This window comes from Janthinobacterium sp. SUN137, assembly GCF_030587265.1.
GTDB lineage: Bacteria > Pseudomonadota > Gammaproteobacteria > Burkholderiales > Burkholderiaceae_D > Janthinobacterium > Janthinobacterium kumbetense.
Genome location: NZ_JAPWHZ010000004.1, coordinates 140,494 through 158,605 on the forward strand (window position 1 = coordinate 140,494; position 18,112 = coordinate 158,605).

Genomic DNA, 18,112 nt, shown 5'->3' on the forward strand with positions numbered 1-18,112 from the left:
TAGCTGAAAAATCAGCCAGCCAGGCGCTGGCACAGCTGCTGGATCACCGTCAACGCGTACGGCGAAGCGACGGTTTGCACGAAGCGCATGAAGTCGACTGCCGCCTCTTCGTTGGCATTGTCGGAAATGGTGCGCATGACGGTAAACGGCACGCCCAGTTCAAAACACACTTGCGCCACGGCGGCGCCTTCCATTTCGACGGCCAGCAGGTCGGGGATATCAACTTTGAGCTGGTTGATATGCGCGGCGCTGCTGATGAACTGGTCGCCGCTGGCGATCAGGCCGCGGTGCACTTGCGCGTGCTGCAGGCTGAATTGCGCAATATCCGCCGCCTTGAGCACGCTGGACACATCGTCACGCAGGAAATCTTCCGCGGCGGCAGCCAGTTGCGTGCTCAGTTGCAGGTCCGTGGCAAAGCGCTGCAGTCCCGTCAGCGGCACTTCGAAGCGGGGAAACAGGGGACGGGCGTCCATATCGTGCTGCAACAGCGCTTCGGCCACGACGATATCGCCGACTTTCACGTGTTTATCCCCACTGCCGGCCACGCCGGTGAAGACGATGTGGGTAACTCCGTACTTTTCCACAAGGATAGAAGCTGTCATGGCGGCGGCAACCTTGCCCAGACGCGACAGGACGCACACAGCGTCGATATTCCACAGGGTTCCCAGGGTGTAGTCGCGCATGCCGTGCGAACGCCTCTGGGGGCCTTGCATGGCTTCTACCAGCCCCTGCTGTTCTTCGTGCAAGGCGCTGATGATGCCTAAACGCATTTTTTTGTGTGAATTCATGCTGTTTTTACAGGTTTTTTGGATTGCCAAACGGTTTACAGGGTGAAAACAGCTATTTCGGTGACTTTTCCACCGTTCGCGTTTGTCTCTGTGTTTTAAATAAAGATGTATACATAAAAATAGTAGTGATAGTAAACGGCCATTTTTTTGTGGATAAGTCGGTATACCGTATAAAAATCATCGACTTGGCGCACAAAAAAGTAGGCGCACAAGCATTGTATCTACGGAGGACTTGTTTGGGATAAAAATTGGGCTGTGGACAAAGATCGACTTTTCCCACATCTCATCCTGTGGATATGCAGGCACTTATCCACAGCGGCAAGCAAAAATCACGGATTTTCTTGCTGTAGTGGCATGTTTGACGTGTTTCGTTTGCCTTGATCCTTGCCTGGCAATCCTGGTTGAGCAACCACGCGCGTTGTTCTTTCATGAACCTTGGCATCCAGGTGATTCCTGGAAGACGGTTTGGCAGTGGCTCGCGATGTCGCCGTTGGCTTTTTTTTTGGCGGTTTTTGCATGCTTTTTGGAAATATCCCCGGACTTCCGCTTTTTTTGTCGGTTTACAATAGATCTATATATAAAAATAGTAGTAATAGTAAACGCGTTTTTTTCTGTGGATAAGTCGCTTTTTTTCAACAGGATCAATCGTTTACGCGCAAAATAAAGCGTGCATAATCGCTGTATCACGCGAGGAGCAAAATTGTATAAAATGCGGGCCTGCGCAAAAGTTCGTGTTTACGCACAAGTCATCCTGTGGATATCAAGTGACTTATCCACAATCGTCTCAAATTCCCCCTCTTTTTTACATCGAACCGCTTGTCGGCACTGTGCCTGTTCAAGCCTGTTGACGTTTCCATTTTGCAAAACGGTTTGGCAGTGCTGTGCGCGTGATGCTGGCCGTGCCGGTTTTCGTCGCGCAGTTGTTGGCGCCATTTTTTTTGTCAGTCAAAGCAGTTCGCCGGTTTTTTTTTGTAGACAGGCTTGGCGTAGTTTCTCGAGGGCGAAGGGCAGGCAAAGCGCGCGTTGTCGGGTTTACCTTAACAAGTTCGTATACAAGAATAGTAATAGTAGTTAACGGCGGCATCTTCTGTGGATAAGTCCGGATTTATCCTTGTAAACAATCGCTTGGCGTACGGATAAACGCTGAGTAAGGGTTGTATCTGCCGGGGATGGTTTTGGGATAAAAAAAAGGCGTCCAAAAAAATTTTCGTTTACGCACATATCGTACCTGTGGATATCCATACGGTTATCCACAACTTGGCGACCCTGTTTTTGAGCTTGCCGTGACGTTCGGCCGTATCGCGGGCCACGATTAATGTCGCTCTGGCCCGGCACTGGTGGTAATCTCAAGGCGGCTCAGCAGCCATGCATGCATGAAGAAAGACAGACTCTGGTACAGGGACGCGGTGGGGAGACACGCCGCGCGACAGCTTGATGGCATACCGAAAGGAGCTTCATTGGAATCGGCAGGCGAATACGACTACATCATCGTGGGCGGCGGTACGGCAGGTTGCGTGCTGGCCAACCGGCTCACGCGCGACAAGGACGCCAACGTTTTGCTCGTGGAAGCGGGCGGCAAGGACGATTACGTGTGGATCCACATCCCCGTCGGCTATCTGCATTGCATCGGCAATCCCCGCACGGACTGGCTGTATTCCACGCAGGCGGACGCGGGCCTGGGCGGGCGCAGCCTGATCTATCCACGCGGAAAAGTGCTGGGCGGCAGCTCTTCCATCAACGGTATGATCTACATGCGCGGCCAGGCGGGCGATTACGACCACTGGGCCGACCTGACGGACGACGCTTCCTGGCGCTGGGACAAAGTCTTGCCGCTTTTCAAACAAAGCGAGGATTATTACGGCGGCGCCTCGGAAAACCACGGCGTGGGCGGCGAATGGCGCGTGGAAAAACAGCGCCTGTCCTGGGATATCCTGAACGCATTCCGCGATGCGGCGCAGCAGGTCGGCATCCCGAAAACCAGCGATTTCAATGGCGGCGACAATAGCGGTAGCGCATATTTCGACGTCAACCAGCGCCGCGGCATCCGCTGGAATACCTCAAAAGCGTTCTTGAAACCGGCATCGCGCCGCCCGAACCTGACCATCATGACGGGTTGCCACGTGGAACGTCTGTTGCTGGAAACGACGGACGCAGGACCGCGCTGCGCGGGCATCGTGTTTACGGGCGGCGGCACGCAGTGGCAGGCGACGGCCCGGCGGGAAACCCTGCTGACGGCGGGCGCCATCGGTTCGCCGCAATTGCTGCAATTGTCCGGCATCGGCCCGGCCGCCTTGCTGCAGCAGCATGGGATTGTGCCAGTGCTCGATGCGGCCGGCGTGGGCGGCAATTTGCAGGATCATTTGCAGCTGCGTATGGTTTACAAGGTGCAGGGCGTGAAAACCTTGAATGTGATGGCCAGCAATATCGTGGGAAAAATGCAGATCGGCTTGCAATATGCGCTGTTCCAGAGCGGGCCCATGTCGATGGCGCCGTCGCAGCTGGGAGCGTTTGCCAAGTCCGACCCGCAGCAAGCCACGCCGAACCTGCAATATCACGTGCAGCCGCTGTCGCTGGATAAATTCGGCGAACCGCTGCACGCGTTTCCCGCGTTTACGGCCAGCGTGTGCAATCTGCGCCCCACCTCGCGCGGCCACGTGCATATCGCGTCGGGGGACAGCTATGCGGCGCCGAAGATCGTGCCCAATTACCTGAGTACCGAGCAGGACCGCGCCGTGGCGGCCGACGCCTTGCGCCTGACGCGGGCCATCGCCGCCGCGCCGGCGTTAAGTAAGTTTGCGCCGCAGGAATACAAACCCGGCGTGCAATTCCAGAGCCAGGAAGAACTGGCGCAGGCGGCCAGCCAGATCGGCACCACCATCTTTCATCCCGTCGGTACTTGCCGCATGGGCCTGGCCAGCGATCCCTTGAGCGTGGTCGACAGCCAGCTGCGCGTGCTCGGCGTAGCCGGCTTGCGCGTCGTCGATGCCTCGATCATGCCGTACATTACTTCTGGTAATACGAACTCGCCCACCGTGATGATCGCGGAAAAAGCGGCGCAAATGATACACGCGGCCTGGAAATAGCCGGGCAAGCGTGCGAGTTTGCGCCATTCGGGCCGGCGAAAAATCCCCGTAGTTATACTGTATTGTGCGTTAAATTTAAGTTGTGTATTATAAAAATGACTAAGTAGTACAAAAAGTACAACTAGGAGACACGATGTCAAACGTAATCTTGGAAACAAGAAATTTGACCAAGGAATTCAAGGGATTCACCGCTGTGAGCGACGTGAACCTGAAGGTAGAGCGGGGCCATATCCACGCCTTGATCGGTCCGAACGGCGCCGGCAAGACCACGTGTTTCAACTTGCTCACCAAATTCCTGGTCCCCACTTCCGGACAGATCCTGTTCAATGGGAAAGATATCACGGCCGCCAAACCGGCCCAGATCGCGCGCATGGGCGTGATCCGTTCCTTCCAGATTTCCGCCGTCTTCCCCCATTTATCCGTGCTGCAAAATGTGCGCATCGGCTTGCAGCGCCAGCTCGGCACCTCGTTTCACTTCTGGCAAAGCGAACGGGCATTGAACCAGCTCAACGACCGCGCCATGGCCTTGCTGGCCGAAGTCGACCTGACGGAGTTTGCCGACACCATCACGGTCGACATGCCTTACGGCCGCAAGCGGGCGCTGGAAATTGCCACCACCCTGGCGATGGAGCCGGAAATGATGCTGCTCGACGAACCGACGCAAGGCATGGGCCATGAAGACGTGCACCGCGTGACGGAATTGATTAAAAAAGTGTCGGCTGGCCGCACGATTTTGATGGTGGAACACAATATGAGCGTGGTTTCCGGCATCTGCGACAAGATTTCCGTCCTGCAGCGTGGCGCTATGCTGGCCGAAGGCAGTTACGCGGAAGTGTCGCGCAATCCGCAAGTGATGGAAGCGTACATGGGCACCACCCACGCGGAACTGGAAGGGGCGCATTGATGGCGACACGAGCGAATGGCAGCGCACCCGCGCTGGAAATTGCACAACTGCACACCTGGTATGGCGAATCGCACATCCTGCACGACGTAAACCTGAAAGTGGAGCAGGGCGAGGTGGTGACTTTGCTGGGCCGTAACGGCGCCGGCCGCACCACCACCTTGCGCGCCATCATGGGGCTGACGGGCGCACGCACGGGCTCCATCAAGGTCAACGGCGTCGAAGCGATAGGTTTGGCCACGCACAAAATCGCCCACCTGGGCATCGGGTATTGTCCTGAAGAGCGCGGCATTTTTTCCTCGCTGTCGACGGAGGAAAACCTGTTGCTGCCGCCTACCCTGGCCAGCGGCGAGAAGGGCATGTCGGTGGAGGAAATCTACGCCATGTTCCCGAACCTGCAGGAGCGCCGCCACAGCCAGGGCACGCGCCTGTCGGGCGGGGAACAGCAGATGCTGGCCGTGGCGCGCATCCTGCGCACGGGCGCGCGTTTGCTGCTGCTCGATGAAATTTCCGAAGGCCTGGCGCCCGTCATCGTGCAAGGCTTGGCGCGCATGATCACCACCCTGAAGGCGAAGGGTTACACCATCGTCATGGTGGAACAGAATTTCCGGTTTGCCGCGCCGCTGGCGGACCGGTTTTATGTGATGGAGCACGGTCAGATCGTCGAGACTTTTGCTGCATCCGAACTGGAGGCCAAGATGCCGGTATTGACCGAGCTGCTTGGCGTGTAGTCCCCATGTAGTCTGTTGTACTCGTCATCGTCCAGCAATCGACTGAATAGCAAACAATAATCCCAACGGAGACACTATGAAACGTAACGCTATCGCCATTGCCACCGCCACTCTTTGCGCCCTGGGCTTGTCCAGCGCCGCGCACGCCCAGGTATCGGGCGACACCATCAAGATCGGTTTTATTTCCGACATGTCGGGCGTGTATTCCGACGTCGACGGCCTCGGCGGCGCGGAAGCCATCAAGATGGCGATCGCCGATGCCGGCGTGGTGCTGGCCGGCAAAAAGGTGGAATTCATTTCCGCCGACCATCAAAACAAGGCTGACATCGCCGCCTCGAAGGCGCGCGAATGGTTCGACCAGCAGGGCGTCGACATGCTGATCGGCGGCACCAATTCCGGCGCCAGCCTGGCCATGGCCAAGGTCGCGGCGGAAAAGAAGAAAATCTTTATCGCCATCGGCGCCGGTTCGTCGCGTCTGACGAATGAGGAATGCACGCCGTACACCGTGCATTACGCGTATGACACGGTGGCGCTGGCGCGCGGCACGGGCGGCACCATCGTCAAGCAGGGCGGCAAGAACTGGTATTTCATGACGGCCGACTACGCGTTTGGCCACTCGCTGGAAAAAGACACAGCCGAGGTCGTCAAGGCGGCCGGCGGCAAGGTGCTGGGCAGCGTCAAGCATCCGCTGGGCGCTTCCGATTTCTCTTCCTTTCTGCTGCAGGCGCAAGCGGCAAAACCGCAAATCCTCGGCCTGGCCAATGCCGGTGGCGACGCCATCAACAGCATCAAGGCGGCCAACGAGTTCGGCCTGACGAAATCGATGAAGCTGGCCGGCTTGCTGATCTTCATCAATGACATCCATTCGCTGGGCTTGAACTTGACGCAAGGCATGTACCTGACGGACGGCTGGTACTGGGACTTGAATGCAGAGACGCGCGCCTGGTCGAAACGCTATTTCGCCAAGATGAAGAAGGAACCGTCGATGCTGCAGGCGGCCGACTATTCGGCCGCGGCGAACTACCTGAAAGCCGTCAAGGCGCTGGGCACGGATGACACGGAAAAAGTCATGGCCTATCTGAAAAAGACCAAGATCAACGACATGTTTACCCAGAATGGCGAAGTGCGCCCCGATGGCCGCATGGTGCACGATATGTATTTAATGGAAGTCAAGAAACCGTCCGAGTCGAAGTACCCATGGGATTACTACAAGGTGGTCGCCACCGTGCCCGGTGCGCAGGCGTATGTGACCAAGGCCGAGTCGAAGTGTTCGCTGTGGAAGTAATGCTGTAGCAACCTCTACAGAGTGCCCGCCGCTGCGCGGGTGCTCTGTCCTGCACGCTTCGTTCGCAGGGTTCGCCTTGCGCCGCCGCTCCCGTTTGCGGTGGCGCGTTTCCCTTGATACCACACCGCTACCCGGCGGTGCTTTTTATACTGTGATGCCATGGAAATTTTCGGCGTTCCAATACAAGCGATGATGAGCCAGCTGCTGCTGGGTCTCGTCAACGGCTCGTTCTATGCCATGTTGTCCCTCGGTCTGGCTGTCATCTTCGGCTTGCTTAATGTGATTAATTTCTCGCACGGCGCCATGTACATGATGGGCGCCTTCCTGGCCTGGATGGGCCTCAGCTATTTCGACATCAATTACTGGGCCATGCTGGTCATCGCCCCCATCCTCGTCGGCCTTGTCGGCATCCTGATCGAAAAGACCATGCTGCGCTGGCTGTATAAACTCGACCACCTGTATGGCTTGCTGCTGACCTTCGGCATCACCCTGATCATGGAAGGCGTGTTCCGCTCCTTCTACGGCGTCTCGGGCCAGCCGTATGCCGTGCCCGAAGCGCTGGCCGGCGCGACGGACCTCGGTTTCATGATCCTGCCGAACTACCGCGCCTGGGTGGTCATCGCCTCGCTCTCCGTCTGCCTGGCGACCTGGTTCGTCATCGAAAAAACCAAGCTGGGCGCCTACCTGCGGGCCGGCACGGAAAACCCGAAACTGGTGGAAGCGTTCGGCATCAACGTGCCGCTGATGGTGACGTTGACGTTCGGCTTCGGCGTGGCCCTGGCCGGTTTCGCCGGCGTGCTGGCGGCGCCCATTATCCAGGTCTCGCCGCTGATGGGCTCGAACCTGATCATCGTCGTGTTTGCCGTGGTGGTGATTGGCGGCATGGGTTCCATCATGGGTTCCATCCTGACGGGCCTGGGCCTGGGCGTGATCGAGGGCCTGACCCGCGTGTTCTACCCGGAAGGCTCGGCCACCGTGGTGTTCGTGGTGATGGTTATCGTGCTGCTGCTGCGTCCCGCCGGCCTGTTCGGCAAAGAAAAGTAATCCTCATCAGTCATGTATTGGAGCTACCACGATGAATAAGAATGTAGGCTACGCCATTGCCTTGCTGCTGGCGTTGGCGGCCCCGTTTTACGGCTATCCCGTCTTCCTGATGAAGTTGCTGTGCTTTGCCCTGTTTGCCTGCGCTTTCAACTTGCTGATCGGCTACACGGGCTTGCTGTCGTTCGGCCACGCGGCCTTCTTCGGCGGCGCCGGCTATGTCACCGGCTATGCGCTGCGCACCTGGGGCTGGCCAACGGAACTGGGATTGCTGGCCGGCGTCGCCACGGGCGCCTTGCTGGGCCTGGTGATCGGCGGCCTGGCGATCCGCCGCCAGGGCATCTACTTTACGATGATCACCCTGGCGCTGGCGCAGATGGTGTACTTCCTGGCCTTGCGCCTGCCGTTCACGGGGGGCGAGGATGGCTTGCAGGGTGTTCCACGTGGAACCTTGCTGGGCACGATAGACCTGGGCAATGACACCGTCCTGTATTACGTCGTGCTGGCGATTTTTGTCGCCGGCTTCGCCCTGATCGTGCGCACCATCCACTCGCCGTTCGGACAAGTGCTCAAGGCGATCAAGGAAAACGAACCGCGCGCCATCTCGCTGGGCTATGACGTCAACAAGTACAAGCTGATGGCCATCGTGCTGTCCGCTTCGCTGGCCGCGCTGGCCGGCGCCACCAAGACGCTGGTGCTGGGCTTTGAAACCCTCACCGACGTGTACTGGGGCATGTCGGGCCTCGTTGTGCTGATGACACTGGTAGGCGGCATGGGCACCTTGTCCGGCCCCATCCTCGGCGCCGTGCTGATCATCGCGCTGGAAAACAAGCTGGGCGATGTCGGCACCTACCTGGCCACGCACACGGGCATCGAGTGGTTCGGCACCCTGGGCGAATCGGTGGGCATGGTGACCGGCGTGATCTTCGTCATCTGCGTGCTGATGTTCCGGCGCGGCATCGTCGGCGAAGCCATCGCGCGCTTCGGCGGCAGGCCAGCCAAAGCCGCTGTCTGATTTTCAAGCAACGCCGGACGGATCGTCCGGCGTTTTTCATTGTGCGTCCACTGTTACCTTAACGGAGAGAACCACCATGCAAACGACGATCACGCGCGCGGGGAGCAGCCTGTGCACCCTGCTGGCGTTGGCAGCCTGCGGCAGCAATCATGCACCGGAAGAACGTAACCAGATACCGGGCTACCTGGGCACCATCACGCGGACCGACTACGACGGCAAGACGAACGATCTGCTGACGGCCGGCCTGGGCAAGACGGGGCTGGCGGGAGCGACTCCCGCGTATGCGAACGCGGAGCAGCCGACGCCGGTCGAATTGCGCCGCAATGCGATCTACGCCAATTACCGCGCCGTGCTCGACATTGCCGCCAACAGCGGCTACGGCACCTTGTACGGACCGAACGTGGATGCGTCCGGGAACGTGGGCACGGGCGAGGGCCTGATCGCCGGCAGCGAATACATCGCGTATGCCGACGATGGCACGGGCAAGAAGAATGTCACCCTGATGGTGCAGGTGCCGGCCAGCTTCGACCCCGACCATGCCTGCATCGTCACGGGCACGTCCAGCGGCTCGCGCGGCATTTACGGCGCCATCGGCAGCTCGGGCGAATGGGGGCTGAAAAAGGGTTGCGCCGTGGCGTATGCCGACAAGGGTTCCGGCACGGGCCTGTATGTGTTTGAAGATGACAGCGTGAACCTGCAGAACGGCGTGCGCGCAGGCAGGGTGGCTGCCGGCAAGAATGCGCTCTTCGCGCCGGACTTGAGCGATGCCGACCGGCTGGCCTGGGCCGCTGCCAACCCGAACCGCATCGCCTTCAAGCACGCGCACTCGCAACAGAATCCCGAGAAGGATTGGGGCAAGGTCACCCTGCAGGCCATCGAGATGGCGTATTACGTGTTGAACGAACGCTATGGCGTGCTGGCCCGCGACGGCAGTTCGCGCGTCGTGCGGCTGACGCCGAAGAACACCATCACGATTGCGTCCAGCATTTCCAACGGCGCCGGCTCGGCCTTGCTGGCGGCGGAACAGGATAGCAAGGGCTTGATCGGCGGCGTGGCGGCCAGCGAGCCGCAAGTTCAGCCAGCGCCATCGACTGCCTACAGCGTGCGCCAGGGTGGGGCGGTGGTGGCCAATCCCGGCCGCGCGCTGTTCGACTACGCCACCTACGCCGCCCTGTACCAGCCGTGCATCGCTTCCGTGGCGGGCAATGCGGGACGCTGCACGGCGCTGGTGACCAAGGGCTTGCTGAACGGCGCCGACCTGGCGGCGCAGCAGGCGGACGCGAAGCAGCGCTTGCGCGCGTATGGCTGGTTAGCGGATTCCGATCCGCTGCAGGCGGCGCACGCGGGCACGAATATCCTCGTGGCCGTCACGTATGCGTATGCCTACGGCAAATTCTCCGTGACCGATAAAGTGTGCGGTTTCACGTTTGCGCAGACGGATCTCAGCGGCAATCCGATCGCGTTTACCACGGCGCAAAAGGCTGTCAGCTTTGCCACGCAGAGCGGCATCGTGGGCAATGTCGTGTACGAGAACAGCGTGGGCGGCGCCAGGGTGTACACGGCCGGCGTGTCGCCATCGAGCAGCCTGGCGGACCAGTCGCTCGACGGCTTCCTGTGCCTGCGCAGCCTGGCGACGGGACGCGATGCCGTCAGCAACGCCAACTTGCAGGGTACGCTGGCCGCGCAAAGCGTGCGCGTGCGGGCAGGCATGACCGAGGTGCAGGCGACGGGCAAACTCAATGGCAAGCCGGCCCTCATCGTGCATGGCCGCAGCGACACCTTGATTCCCGTCAATCACGCCTCGCGCGCCTATCTGGGGCTGAACGCAGCGGTGGAAGGGACGAATAGCCGCCTGCGTTATATCGAGGTGACCAACGCCAACCACTTCGATTCCTTCAGCAGCGCCTTGCCGACCCTGATCGTGCCCCTGCACGTGTACCTGAACCGGGCGCTGGACGCCATGTATGCGCACTTGAACGCCAAGCAAGCCTTGCCGCCATCGCAGGTGGTGCGCACGGTGACGCGCGCCGATGCGTCGACCCTGATCACGAATGTCAACGTGCCGGCCATTGCGGCAACGCCGGCGGCCGGCAATGTCATCAGCGTGACGGGCACGGTGGTGGATATTCCCAACTAGCGGCTGCTCGTGGTCGCAAGGCTAGCCACGCGCCATGCGTGGCTTTTTTTATGTCTTGTATGTTTTTACAGCGCGGCCGCATAGATGGCGCGCGCATCGCCGCGCGTGACGGGACGGGGATTGTTGCCCAGCAAGCGCGTCTGCAGCATGGCTTCATCGGCCAGCCGGTCCAGGTCGCTGGCCGCGATGCCCACCTCGCGCAGGGTGCGGGCGATGCCCGTGGCCGAGGCAATCTCCTGCATGGCGTCGATCAGGGCGTTCGCCCGCGCCTCGTCGCTGCCCGTAATGCTGGGCTGCACGATGGCTGCCAGTTGCGCGTACAGGGGCGCCGCGTGGGACAGATTAAAGCGCAGCACGTGCGGCAGCACCAGCGCATTCGACAGGCCATGTGGCACGTGGAACAGTCCGCCGATGGGATAGGCGAGCGCATGCACGGCGGCCACGGGGGCGTTGGAAAACGCCTGGCCGGCCAGCATGGCGCCCAGCAGCATGGCTTGGCGCGCCGGCAAGTGGCTGCCATCGCGGCAGGCCGTGAGCAGATTGGCAGACAGCAGCGACAGCGCCTGGCTGGCCAGCATGTCGGACAAGGGATTTTTCAGCAGGCGGCTGGTGTACGCTTCGATCGCATGCACCATGGCGTCGATGCCGGTGGCGGCCGTCACGGCGGGCGGCAAGCCCAGGGTCAGGCGGGCGTCGAGGATGGCCAGGTCCGCATACAGTTGCGGCGCCACCACGCCCATCTTGCTGGTGGCGCCCGTGGTGACGATGGCGATGTGCGTCACTTCCGAGCCCGTGCCCGCCGTGGTCGGCAATTGCACCAGGGGCAGGCGCTGGCCGTGGACATTGCCGATGCCATACAGTTGGGCCAGTTCCTGGTGGCCGGGGACCAGCACGGCGATCAGCTTGGCCACGTCCAGCGAGCTGCCGCCACCGAGGCCGATAATCAGTTCCACGTGAAACATCCGGGCCTGGGCCACGCCTGCCAGCACGATGGCTTCGGGCGGATCGGCTTGCACGTCGGAAAAAACATGGGTGTCGATGCCCGCCGTGCGCAAGCTGTGCAGAGGGGCATCGGCCAGTCCCGTCCGCAGAAACCCTGCATCGGTGACGAGCAGGGCGCGGCGGACGGTGGGGAAGTGGTGGGCGATATGTGCGCCCAGTTGGGCGGCGGCGCCCGGTTCAACGATCAGATGCGGCACGGTGCGGAACTGGAAGGCGGGCATGCAGACTCCTGGCGGCAAGGACAGAAGCCAAGCTTACTCCGCTTTCGCGCTCCGCGTATGTTTCACGTGGAACCGTTTAGTCTTGCAGCTGGCTGGCCAGCCCCAGGCTCACGAGCAGCGACAGGCTGGAAACGGCCGCCAGCACGCGGAATGTGCGCGCATCTTGCCGATACTCGCGCACGGCCGCATAGGCCAGGCCTGCGCCCATCAGCAGGTTGAGCAACAGCAGCTTGCTCATTCCCACTCCAGCGCGCCGCGTTTCCATTCATAGGCCAGGCCGATGGTCAGTACGCCCAGGAAACCCATGACGGCCCAGAAACCATGCAAGCCCAGTTCATTGACGTTGGCCGCCCATGGCATCAGGAAGATCACCTCGATATCGAACAGGATGAACAGGATGGCCACCAGGTAGAAGCGGATGTCGAATTTCATGCGCGCGTCGCCGAACGCTTCGAAGCCGCATTCGTACGGCGACAGTTTTTGCGGGTCCGGCTTGTGCGGCCCCAGCGCGCGGCCCAGCAGCATGGGCACGATGCCGACGAGGATGCCGATCAGAATGAACAGGAGGACGGGAAAATAGTTTTCGAGGAGCATGGGAATTCCTCTCAGTGGCTGGACGACAGTTTCATCAGCACGATGCCGCACACGATGAGGACGGCGGCGCACACGCGCATGGTGTTGACTTGTTCGCCCAGAAAGACGATGCCGACGATGAAGGCGCCGACGGCGCCGATGCCCGTCCAGATCGTGTAGGCCGTGCCCAGGGGCAGGGTGCGCATGGCCAGCGACAGCAAGCCGAAGCTGGCGATCATCATGACGATGGTAATGACGGAGGGAGTGAGTTTGGTGAAACCCTCGGAGAGTTTCATCGAGTATGCCCACACGACTTCAAACATGCCGGCAATGAGTAACAGTATCCAGGCCATGGCGGCTCCTTATACAGAGCGGGCCGTCCCGGTGTGTTCCCATGATGGGGGAGGCCGTCCTCCTGGATGATCGTCCCGCTGGCCACTGGCGTGGTCACGTTGGCGGACGATGCGGCAATTGTAGCAAATATTTCACGCTACCGCAGCCCTCTGCCTGACCACGCTGCGTGTTCCACGTGAAACAGAAATCGTCGTTGGCTTGCCCCTACTGAGTAAAAATTAAGCAAAAAATGCGCTGCGCAAGGTTGCGCTTGCAAAAAGACTCTATAATCGGAGCTCTCATCCCGCATTTTTACTTGCACTGTTACCTATTTATCATGTTATTTCCTACAGAATTCGACGTCATCGTTGTCGGTGGTGGTCACGCCGGTACCGAGGCGGCCCTCGCTTCCGCCCGCATGGGGCAGAAGACGCTATTGCTCACGCATAATATTGAGACACTGGGCCAGATGTCGTGCAACCCTTCCATCGGTGGCATCGGCAAGGGCCACCTGGTCAAGGAAGTCGATGCCATGGGCGGCGCGATGGCGATCGCCACCGACGAGTCCGGCATCCAGTTCCGCATCCTGAATTCCTCGAAAGGCCCGGCAGTCCGCGCCACGCGCGCCCAGGCCGACCGTATTCTCTACAAGGCCGCCATCCGTACGCGCCTGGAAAACCAGACTAACCTGTGGCTGTTCCAGCAAGCCGTCGATGACCTGATCGTCGAAGGCGACCGCGTCGTCGGCGCCGTGACGCAGATCGGCTTGAAGTTTCTCGCGCGCGCCGTCGTGTTGACGGCTGGAACCTTCCTCGACGGCAAGATCCACGTGGGCTTGAATAACTACTCGGCCGGCCGCGCCGGCGACCCGCCCGCCATCTCGCTGTCGGCCCGCCTGAAAGAGCTGAAACTGCCGCAGGGCCGCCTGAAAACGGGCACGCCGCCGCGCATCGATGGCCGCACGATCGACTTTTCCGTGATGCAAGAGCAGCCGGGCGACCTCGATCCCGTGCCCGTCTTTTCCGTCATGGGCAATACGGCCATGCACCCGCGCCAGGTGCCATGCTGGGTCACGCACACGAATAGCCAGACGCACGACATCATCCGCGCCGGCCTGGACCGCAGCCCCATGTATACGGGCGTGATCGAAGGCGTGGGGCCCCGCTATTGCCCCTCGATCGAAGACAAGATCCACCGTTTCTCGGGCAAGGAATCGCACCAGATCTTCCTCGAGCCGGAAGGCTTGACGACGCATGAGTTCTATCCGAACGGTATCTCCACGAGCTTGCCGTTCGACGTGCAGATCGCCCTGGTGCAATCGATGAAGGGCATGGAAAACGCGCACATCCTGCGTCCCGGCTATGCCATCGAATACGATTATTTCGACCCGCGCGGCTTGAAGGCATCGCTGGAAACGAAGGCCGTCGCCGGCCTGTTCTTTGCGGGCCAGATCAACGGCACCACGGGCTACGAGGAAGCGGCCGCGCAAGGCATGCTGGCGGGCCTGAATGCGGCCTTGTTGACGCAGGACAAGGAAGCCTGGGTACCGGGCCGCTCCGAGGCCTATCTGGGCGTGCTGGTCGACGATCTGATCACGCAGGGCGTGCAGGAACCGTACCGCATGTTCACCAGCCGCGCCGAGTACCGTTTGAGCCTGCGCGAAGACAATGCCGACATGCGCCTGACGGAAATCGGCCGCGCCCTGGGCTGCGTGGGCGACGCCCAATGGCAAGCGTTTGAAACGAAGCGCGAAGCGGTGGCGCGCGAACTCGAGCGCCTGCGTTCCACGTGGGTCAACCCGCGCATCCTGGCGGCCGCCGAATCGGAACGCATCGTCGGCCAGGCCATCGAGCGCGAGTATTCGCTGGCGGACTTGCTGCGCCGTCCGAACGTCGCCTACGACACCCTGATGAGCATGACGGGCATCGAAGGCCAAGCCCTGGCCGGCCCCGGCGTGGAAGACGCGGCCGTGCGCGAGCAGGTGGAAATCCAGCTCAAATACGCGGGCTACATCGAGCGCCAGAGCAAGGAAATCGAGCGTCACGAACACTATGAAAACCTGGCTTTGCCAGAGGGTTTCAACTACCTGGACATCGGCGCGCTGTCCGTCGAGGTGCGGCAAAAACTCGACAAGCAGCGCCCGGAAACCCTGGGCCAGGCTTCGCGCATTTCCGGCGTGACGCCGGCGGCGATTTCGCTGCTGCTGGTCCACCTGAAAAAGCGCGGCTTCGGTGCCGCGCAGACCACCACTTTAAAGGACGAGGTTGTTGAATGAAGCAGTTTGACCGGGCCGCATTGGCCCAGATTTTGAATGAAGGCATCGCCGCGCTGGGGCTGGACCTGAGCGCGGATCAGACGGAAAAACTGCTCGATTACCTGGCCTTGCTGGCCAAATGGAACAGCGTGTACAACCTGACGTCGGTGCGCGATCCGCTGCAGATGCTGACCCTGCACGTGCTCGATTCGCTGGCCGCCGTGCCGGCGTTCGCGCAGGCGAAAAACGTGCTCGACGTGGGCGCCGGCGGCGGCTTGCCGGGCATGGTGCTGGCCATCGCGCGGCCCGATGTGAAGGTGTCGATGATCGACACGGTGCATAAAAAGACGGCATTCCTGACGCAAGTGAAGGCCGAACTGGGCCTCGCCAACGTGACCGTGTACACGAAACGCGTGGAACAGCTGGAAGTGCAGCAGAAATTCGACGTGATCACCTCGCGCGCCTTTGCCGACCTGTCCGACTTCGTCAACTGGTCGAACCACGTGCTGGCCGAGGGCGGGCAATTCATCGCCTTGAAAGGGGTGGCTCCGCCAGATGAGCGTGAGAGACTGCCGGCAGACTGGCAAGTGACGGAATTGCGGCCTATCCAGGTGCCAGGGCTAAATGCAGAGCGTCATCTGGTCTTTATAGCAAGAATTTAAAAACCGAAAATTAAACGGTATAAATCATATAAACAGTTTATACGGTATAAACGATATAAATGATTTATATCGTATAAACGAAATAAATAATATAAATCGTTTCGGCCAGATGCCGGGGCGCACGATGAAGTTTGCATCTCTTTACAACTAGAAGATACATGGCCAAAATTTTTTGTGTAGCAAATCAAAAGGGTGGTGTTGGTAAAACCACAACAAGTGTCAACCTCTCCGCCGGTCTGGCCAAGTTGAACCAGCGCGTGCTGCTGGTCGACCTCGACCCGCAGGGCAACGCGACCATGGGCGCCGGCATCAACAAGGCCGGCTTGAAGGCGTCGACCTATGAAGTGATGCTGGGCGAGTCCGATGTCAAGACGGCACGCCAGCGTTCGGAAGCGGGGCGCTTCGATGTCTTGCCGTCGAACCGCGAGCTGGCCGGCGCGGAAGTGGAGATGGTCGAACTGGACAACCGCGAACGCCGCCTGAAGGATGCGCTGGCCGAAGTGGACGGCGAATATGACTTCATATTAGTAGATTGCCCACCGGCATTATCGATGCTGACCCTGAACGGCCTGTGCGCCGCGCATGGCGTGATCATCCCGATGCAATGCGAGTACTACGCGCTGGAAGGTTTGTCCGACCTGGTCAACACCATCAAGAAGGTGCACGCCAACCTGAACCCGGATCTGAAGATCATCGGCTTGCTGCGCGTGATGTTCGATCCGCGCATGACATTATCGCAACAAGTGTCGGCGCAGCTGGAGCAGCACTTCGGCGACAAGGTATTCAATACCATCATCCCGCGCAACGTCCGCCTGGCCGAAGCGCCATCGTACGGCTTGCCCGGCGTGACCTTCGACCCCAGCTCGAAAGGTGCCCAGGCGTACATCGCCTTCGGCGCCGAGATGGTCGAACGCATCAAACATATGTAAACAAGGGGCGAGCGCCTGCACATTGTGATGTAAGCGCTTACTCTGAAAACACGATTAGGACAGCATGGCTACGAAAAAATTAAAAGGACTGGGTCGCGGACTCGACGCCCTGTTGGGCGGCGGCGGCGACTTTGCCAGTCCGGACACGAATCAACCGTCGAACTTGCCCGTGTCGCAAATGCAAGCGGGCAAATACCAGCCGCGCACGCGCATGGACGAGGGGGCCTTGAATGAACTGGCCGCCTCGATCAAGGCGCAGGGGCTGATGCAGCCGATCCTGGTGCGGCCGATCGGGCAAGACACCCTGAGCGGCGTTATCAAATATGAAATCATCGCTGGCGAACGCCGTTTCCGCGCCTCGCAGCTGGCCGGCCTGACGGAAGTGCCGGTATTGGTGCGCGACGTGGACGATCTGGCCGCCGCCGCCATGGCGCTGATCGAGAACATCCAGCGCGAAGACTTGAATCCGCTGGAAGAGGCGCAGGGCATCCACCGCCTGATCGCCGACTTCAGTTTTACGCATGAGCAAGCGGCCACTGCGCTGGGACGCTCGCGCAGCGCCGTGTCGAACCTGTTGCGTTTGATGAACCTGGCCAATCCAGTGCAGACCATGCTGATGGCCGGCGATATCGACATGGGCCATGCGCGCGCGCTGCTGGCCGTCGATGCGGCCAGCCAGATCACCCTGGCGAACCAGGTCGTGGCCAAGCGCCTGTCGGTGCGCGAAACGGAAAAGCTCGTCACCCGCACGGTCGAGGAAGCGGCCAACCCGGTCGAACCGCGGCAGAAGGAAAAGTCCGGCGACATCGCGCGCCTGGAAGAAGAGTTGTCCGATGCGCTGGCCACGCCCGTGGTGTTCAAGATGGGCAACAAGGGCCGCGGCCAATTGGTGATTGATTTTGCCGATCTTGACGTGCTCGATGGTTTGTTGACCCGCTTGCGTGGTTAAATAGCAAGCTGCAAAGACAGGGGCCATGCGGGTGTGGACGATCCAGCCATGCTTTCCAGATGCACCACGTGATTCCTTGATAACACGGCTGGAAGCGGCCAGACAAGCGACTTTGCCATATAGTGGTGCAAAAGGCGGCGAATAGTCGGTAAAGCGTCAGTTTCACGCAGCAATTGCCCTGCTGCGGTGCAGCAACGTTTGACTCTAT

At 60.2% G+C, this 18,112-nt stretch carries 16 protein-coding genes; 11 read left to right on the top strand and 5 right to left on the bottom strand.

Annotated features, from left to right (window positions below; all coding sequences use genetic code 11):
* Window positions 1-11: 11 nt before the first annotated feature.
* The gene (locus O3298_RS21045) at window positions 12-788 is read right to left on the bottom strand and encodes a 5'-methylthioadenosine/adenosylhomocysteine nucleosidase (RefSeq protein ID WP_305060468.1); all 777 of its coding nucleotides are present in this window, start codon (window positions 786-788) and stop codon (window positions 12-14) included.
* A 1,457-nt stretch (window positions 789-2,245) separates the two neighbouring features.
* Here O3298_RS21045 and O3298_RS21050 point away from each other — a divergent pair.
* The 7 genes from O3298_RS21050 (at window position 2,246) to O3298_RS21080 (ending at window position 10,981) form a co-directional block, all read left to right on the top strand.
* The gene (locus tag O3298_RS21050) at window positions 2,246-3,871 is read left to right on the top strand and encodes a GMC family oxidoreductase (RefSeq protein ID WP_305060469.1); all 1,626 of its coding nucleotides are present in this window, start codon (window positions 2,246-2,248) and stop codon (window positions 3,869-3,871) included.
* 133 nt (window positions 3,872-4,004) lie between these two features.
* Window positions 4,005-4,775 (top strand): ABC transporter ATP-binding protein, encoded by a 771-nt coding sequence (locus tag O3298_RS21055; protein WP_034752653.1) that lies wholly within the window; start codon window positions 4,005-4,007, stop codon window positions 4,773-4,775.
* A complete protein-coding gene (locus O3298_RS21060) occupies window positions 4,775-5,503 on the top strand; it encodes an ABC transporter ATP-binding protein (protein WP_077398364.1) in 729 nt (242 codons plus the stop codon). Before O3298_RS21055 ends, O3298_RS21060 begins: the two co-directional genes overlap by 1 nt.
* A 76-nt stretch (window positions 5,504-5,579) precedes the next feature.
* The gene (locus tag O3298_RS21065; protein WP_099665952.1) at window positions 5,580-6,788 is read left to right on the top strand and encodes an ABC transporter substrate-binding protein; all 1,209 of its coding nucleotides are present in this window, start codon (window positions 5,580-5,582) and stop codon (window positions 6,786-6,788) included.
* A gap of 159 nt (window positions 6,789-6,947) precedes the next feature.
* On the top strand, window positions 6,948-7,832 hold the full coding sequence (locus tag O3298_RS21070; protein ID WP_034752662.1) for a branched-chain amino acid ABC transporter permease: 885 nt from the start codon (window positions 6,948-6,950) through the stop codon (window positions 7,830-7,832).
* Between the two features lie 31 nt (window positions 7,833-7,863).
* Window positions 7,864-8,844: a branched-chain amino acid ABC transporter permease gene (locus O3298_RS21075; RefSeq protein WP_035823444.1), complete on the top strand. Its 981-nt coding sequence runs from the start codon at window positions 7,864-7,866 to the stop codon at window positions 8,842-8,844.
* 76 nt (window positions 8,845-8,920) lie between these two features.
* A complete protein-coding gene (locus tag O3298_RS21080) occupies window positions 8,921-10,981 on the top strand; it encodes a 3-hydroxybutyrate oligomer hydrolase family protein (protein WP_305060470.1) in 2,061 nt (686 codons plus the stop codon).
* 65 nt (window positions 10,982-11,046) lie between these two features.
* Here O3298_RS21080 and O3298_RS21085 read toward each other — a convergent pair whose 3' ends face one another.
* The 4 genes from O3298_RS21085 to sugE form a co-directional block, all read right to left on the bottom strand.
* Window positions 11,047-12,204 (bottom strand): iron-containing alcohol dehydrogenase, encoded by a 1,158-nt coding sequence (locus O3298_RS21085; protein ID WP_305060471.1) that lies wholly within the window; start codon window positions 12,202-12,204, stop codon window positions 11,047-11,049.
* A 76-nt stretch (window positions 12,205-12,280) separates the two neighbouring features.
* Window positions 12,281-12,442 carry a hypothetical protein gene (locus O3298_RS21090; RefSeq protein WP_180278653.1) on the bottom strand — a complete coding sequence of 54 codons (162 nt, stop codon included), beginning with the start codon at window positions 12,440-12,442 and terminating at the stop codon, window positions 12,281-12,283.
* Window positions 12,439-12,798 carry an NADH-quinone oxidoreductase subunit A gene (locus O3298_RS21095; RefSeq protein ID WP_289905988.1) on the bottom strand — a complete coding sequence of 120 codons (360 nt, stop codon included), beginning with the start codon at window positions 12,796-12,798 and terminating at the stop codon, window positions 12,439-12,441. Before O3298_RS21095 ends, O3298_RS21090 begins: the two co-directional genes overlap by 4 nt.
* An 11-nt stretch (window positions 12,799-12,809) precedes the next feature.
* Entirely contained in the window at window positions 12,810-13,130 is a 321-nt protein-coding gene (gene sugE, locus O3298_RS21100; protein WP_289899682.1) for a quaternary ammonium compound efflux SMR transporter SugE, read from the bottom strand.
* Between the two features lie 317 nt (window positions 13,131-13,447).
* Here sugE and mnmG point away from each other — a divergent pair, with 317 nt between their 5' ends.
* The 4 genes from mnmG to O3298_RS21120 all read left to right on the top strand — a co-directional run bounded on the left by mnmG (window position 13,448) and on the right by O3298_RS21120 (window position 17,904).
* Window positions 13,448-15,385, top strand: a complete 1,938-nt coding sequence (gene mnmG, locus O3298_RS21105) for a tRNA uridine-5-carboxymethylaminomethyl(34) synthesis enzyme MnmG (RefSeq protein ID WP_251349586.1) — start codon at window positions 13,448-13,450, stop codon at window positions 15,383-15,385.
* On the top strand, window positions 15,382-16,026 hold the full coding sequence (rsmG, locus tag O3298_RS21110) for a 16S rRNA (guanine(527)-N(7))-methyltransferase RsmG (RefSeq protein ID WP_289899681.1): 645 nt from the start codon (window positions 15,382-15,384) through the stop codon (window positions 16,024-16,026). The genes mnmG and rsmG overlap by 4 nt, the downstream gene beginning before the upstream one ends.
* A gap of 158 nt (window positions 16,027-16,184) precedes the next feature.
* Complete coding sequence (locus tag O3298_RS21115; protein ID WP_034752687.1) at window positions 16,185-16,955, top strand: ParA family protein; 771 nt, start codon at window positions 16,185-16,187, stop codon at window positions 16,953-16,955.
* A 64-nt stretch (window positions 16,956-17,019) separates the two neighbouring features.
* The gene (locus O3298_RS21120) at window positions 17,020-17,904 is read left to right on the top strand and encodes a ParB/RepB/Spo0J family partition protein (protein WP_289905986.1); all 885 of its coding nucleotides are present in this window, start codon (window positions 17,020-17,022) and stop codon (window positions 17,902-17,904) included.
* Window positions 17,905-18,112: the final 208 nt, after the last annotated feature.

Bases quoted from the DNA above. Each gene is read 5' to 3' on its own strand.
- O3298_RS21045 (WP_305060468.1), bottom strand. From the start codon at position 788: ATGAATTCACACAAAAAAATGCGTTTAGGCATCATCAGCGCCTTGCAC.
- O3298_RS21055 (WP_034752653.1), top strand. From the start codon at position 4,005: ATGTCAAACGTAATCTTGGAAACAAGAAATTTGACCAAGGAATTCAAG.
- O3298_RS21060 (WP_077398364.1), top strand. From the start codon at position 4,775: ATGGCGACACGAGCGAATGGCAGCGCACCCGCGCTGGAAATTGCACAA.
- O3298_RS21065 (WP_099665952.1), top strand. From the start codon at position 5,580: ATGAAACGTAACGCTATCGCCATTGCCACCGCCACTCTTTGCGCCCTG.
- O3298_RS21070 (WP_034752662.1), top strand. From the start codon at position 6,948: ATGGAAATTTTCGGCGTTCCAATACAAGCGATGATGAGCCAGCTGCTG.
- O3298_RS21075 (WP_035823444.1), top strand. From the start codon at position 7,864: ATGAATAAGAATGTAGGCTACGCCATTGCCTTGCTGCTGGCGTTGGCG.
- O3298_RS21080 (WP_305060470.1), top strand. From the start codon at position 8,921: ATGCAAACGACGATCACGCGCGCGGGGAGCAGCCTGTGCACCCTGCTG.
- O3298_RS21085 (WP_305060471.1), bottom strand. From the start codon at position 12,204: ATGCCCGCCTTCCAGTTCCGCACCGTGCCGCATCTGATCGTTGAACCG.
- O3298_RS21090 (WP_180278653.1), bottom strand. From the start codon at position 12,442: ATGAGCAAGCTGCTGTTGCTCAACCTGCTGATGGGCGCAGGCCTGGCC.
- O3298_RS21095 (WP_289905988.1), bottom strand. From the start codon at position 12,798: ATGCTCCTCGAAAACTATTTTCCCGTCCTCCTGTTCATTCTGATCGGC.
- sugE (WP_289899682.1), bottom strand. From the start codon at position 13,130: ATGGCCTGGATACTGTTACTCATTGCCGGCATGTTTGAAGTCGTGTGG.
- mnmG (WP_251349586.1), top strand. From the start codon at position 13,448: ATGTTATTTCCTACAGAATTCGACGTCATCGTTGTCGGTGGTGGTCAC.
- rsmG (WP_289899681.1), top strand. From the start codon at position 15,382: ATGAAGCAGTTTGACCGGGCCGCATTGGCCCAGATTTTGAATGAAGGC.
- O3298_RS21115 (WP_034752687.1), top strand. From the start codon at position 16,185: ATGGCCAAAATTTTTTGTGTAGCAAATCAAAAGGGTGGTGTTGGTAAA.
- O3298_RS21120 (WP_289905986.1), top strand. From the start codon at position 17,020: ATGGCTACGAAAAAATTAAAAGGACTGGGTCGCGGACTCGACGCCCTG.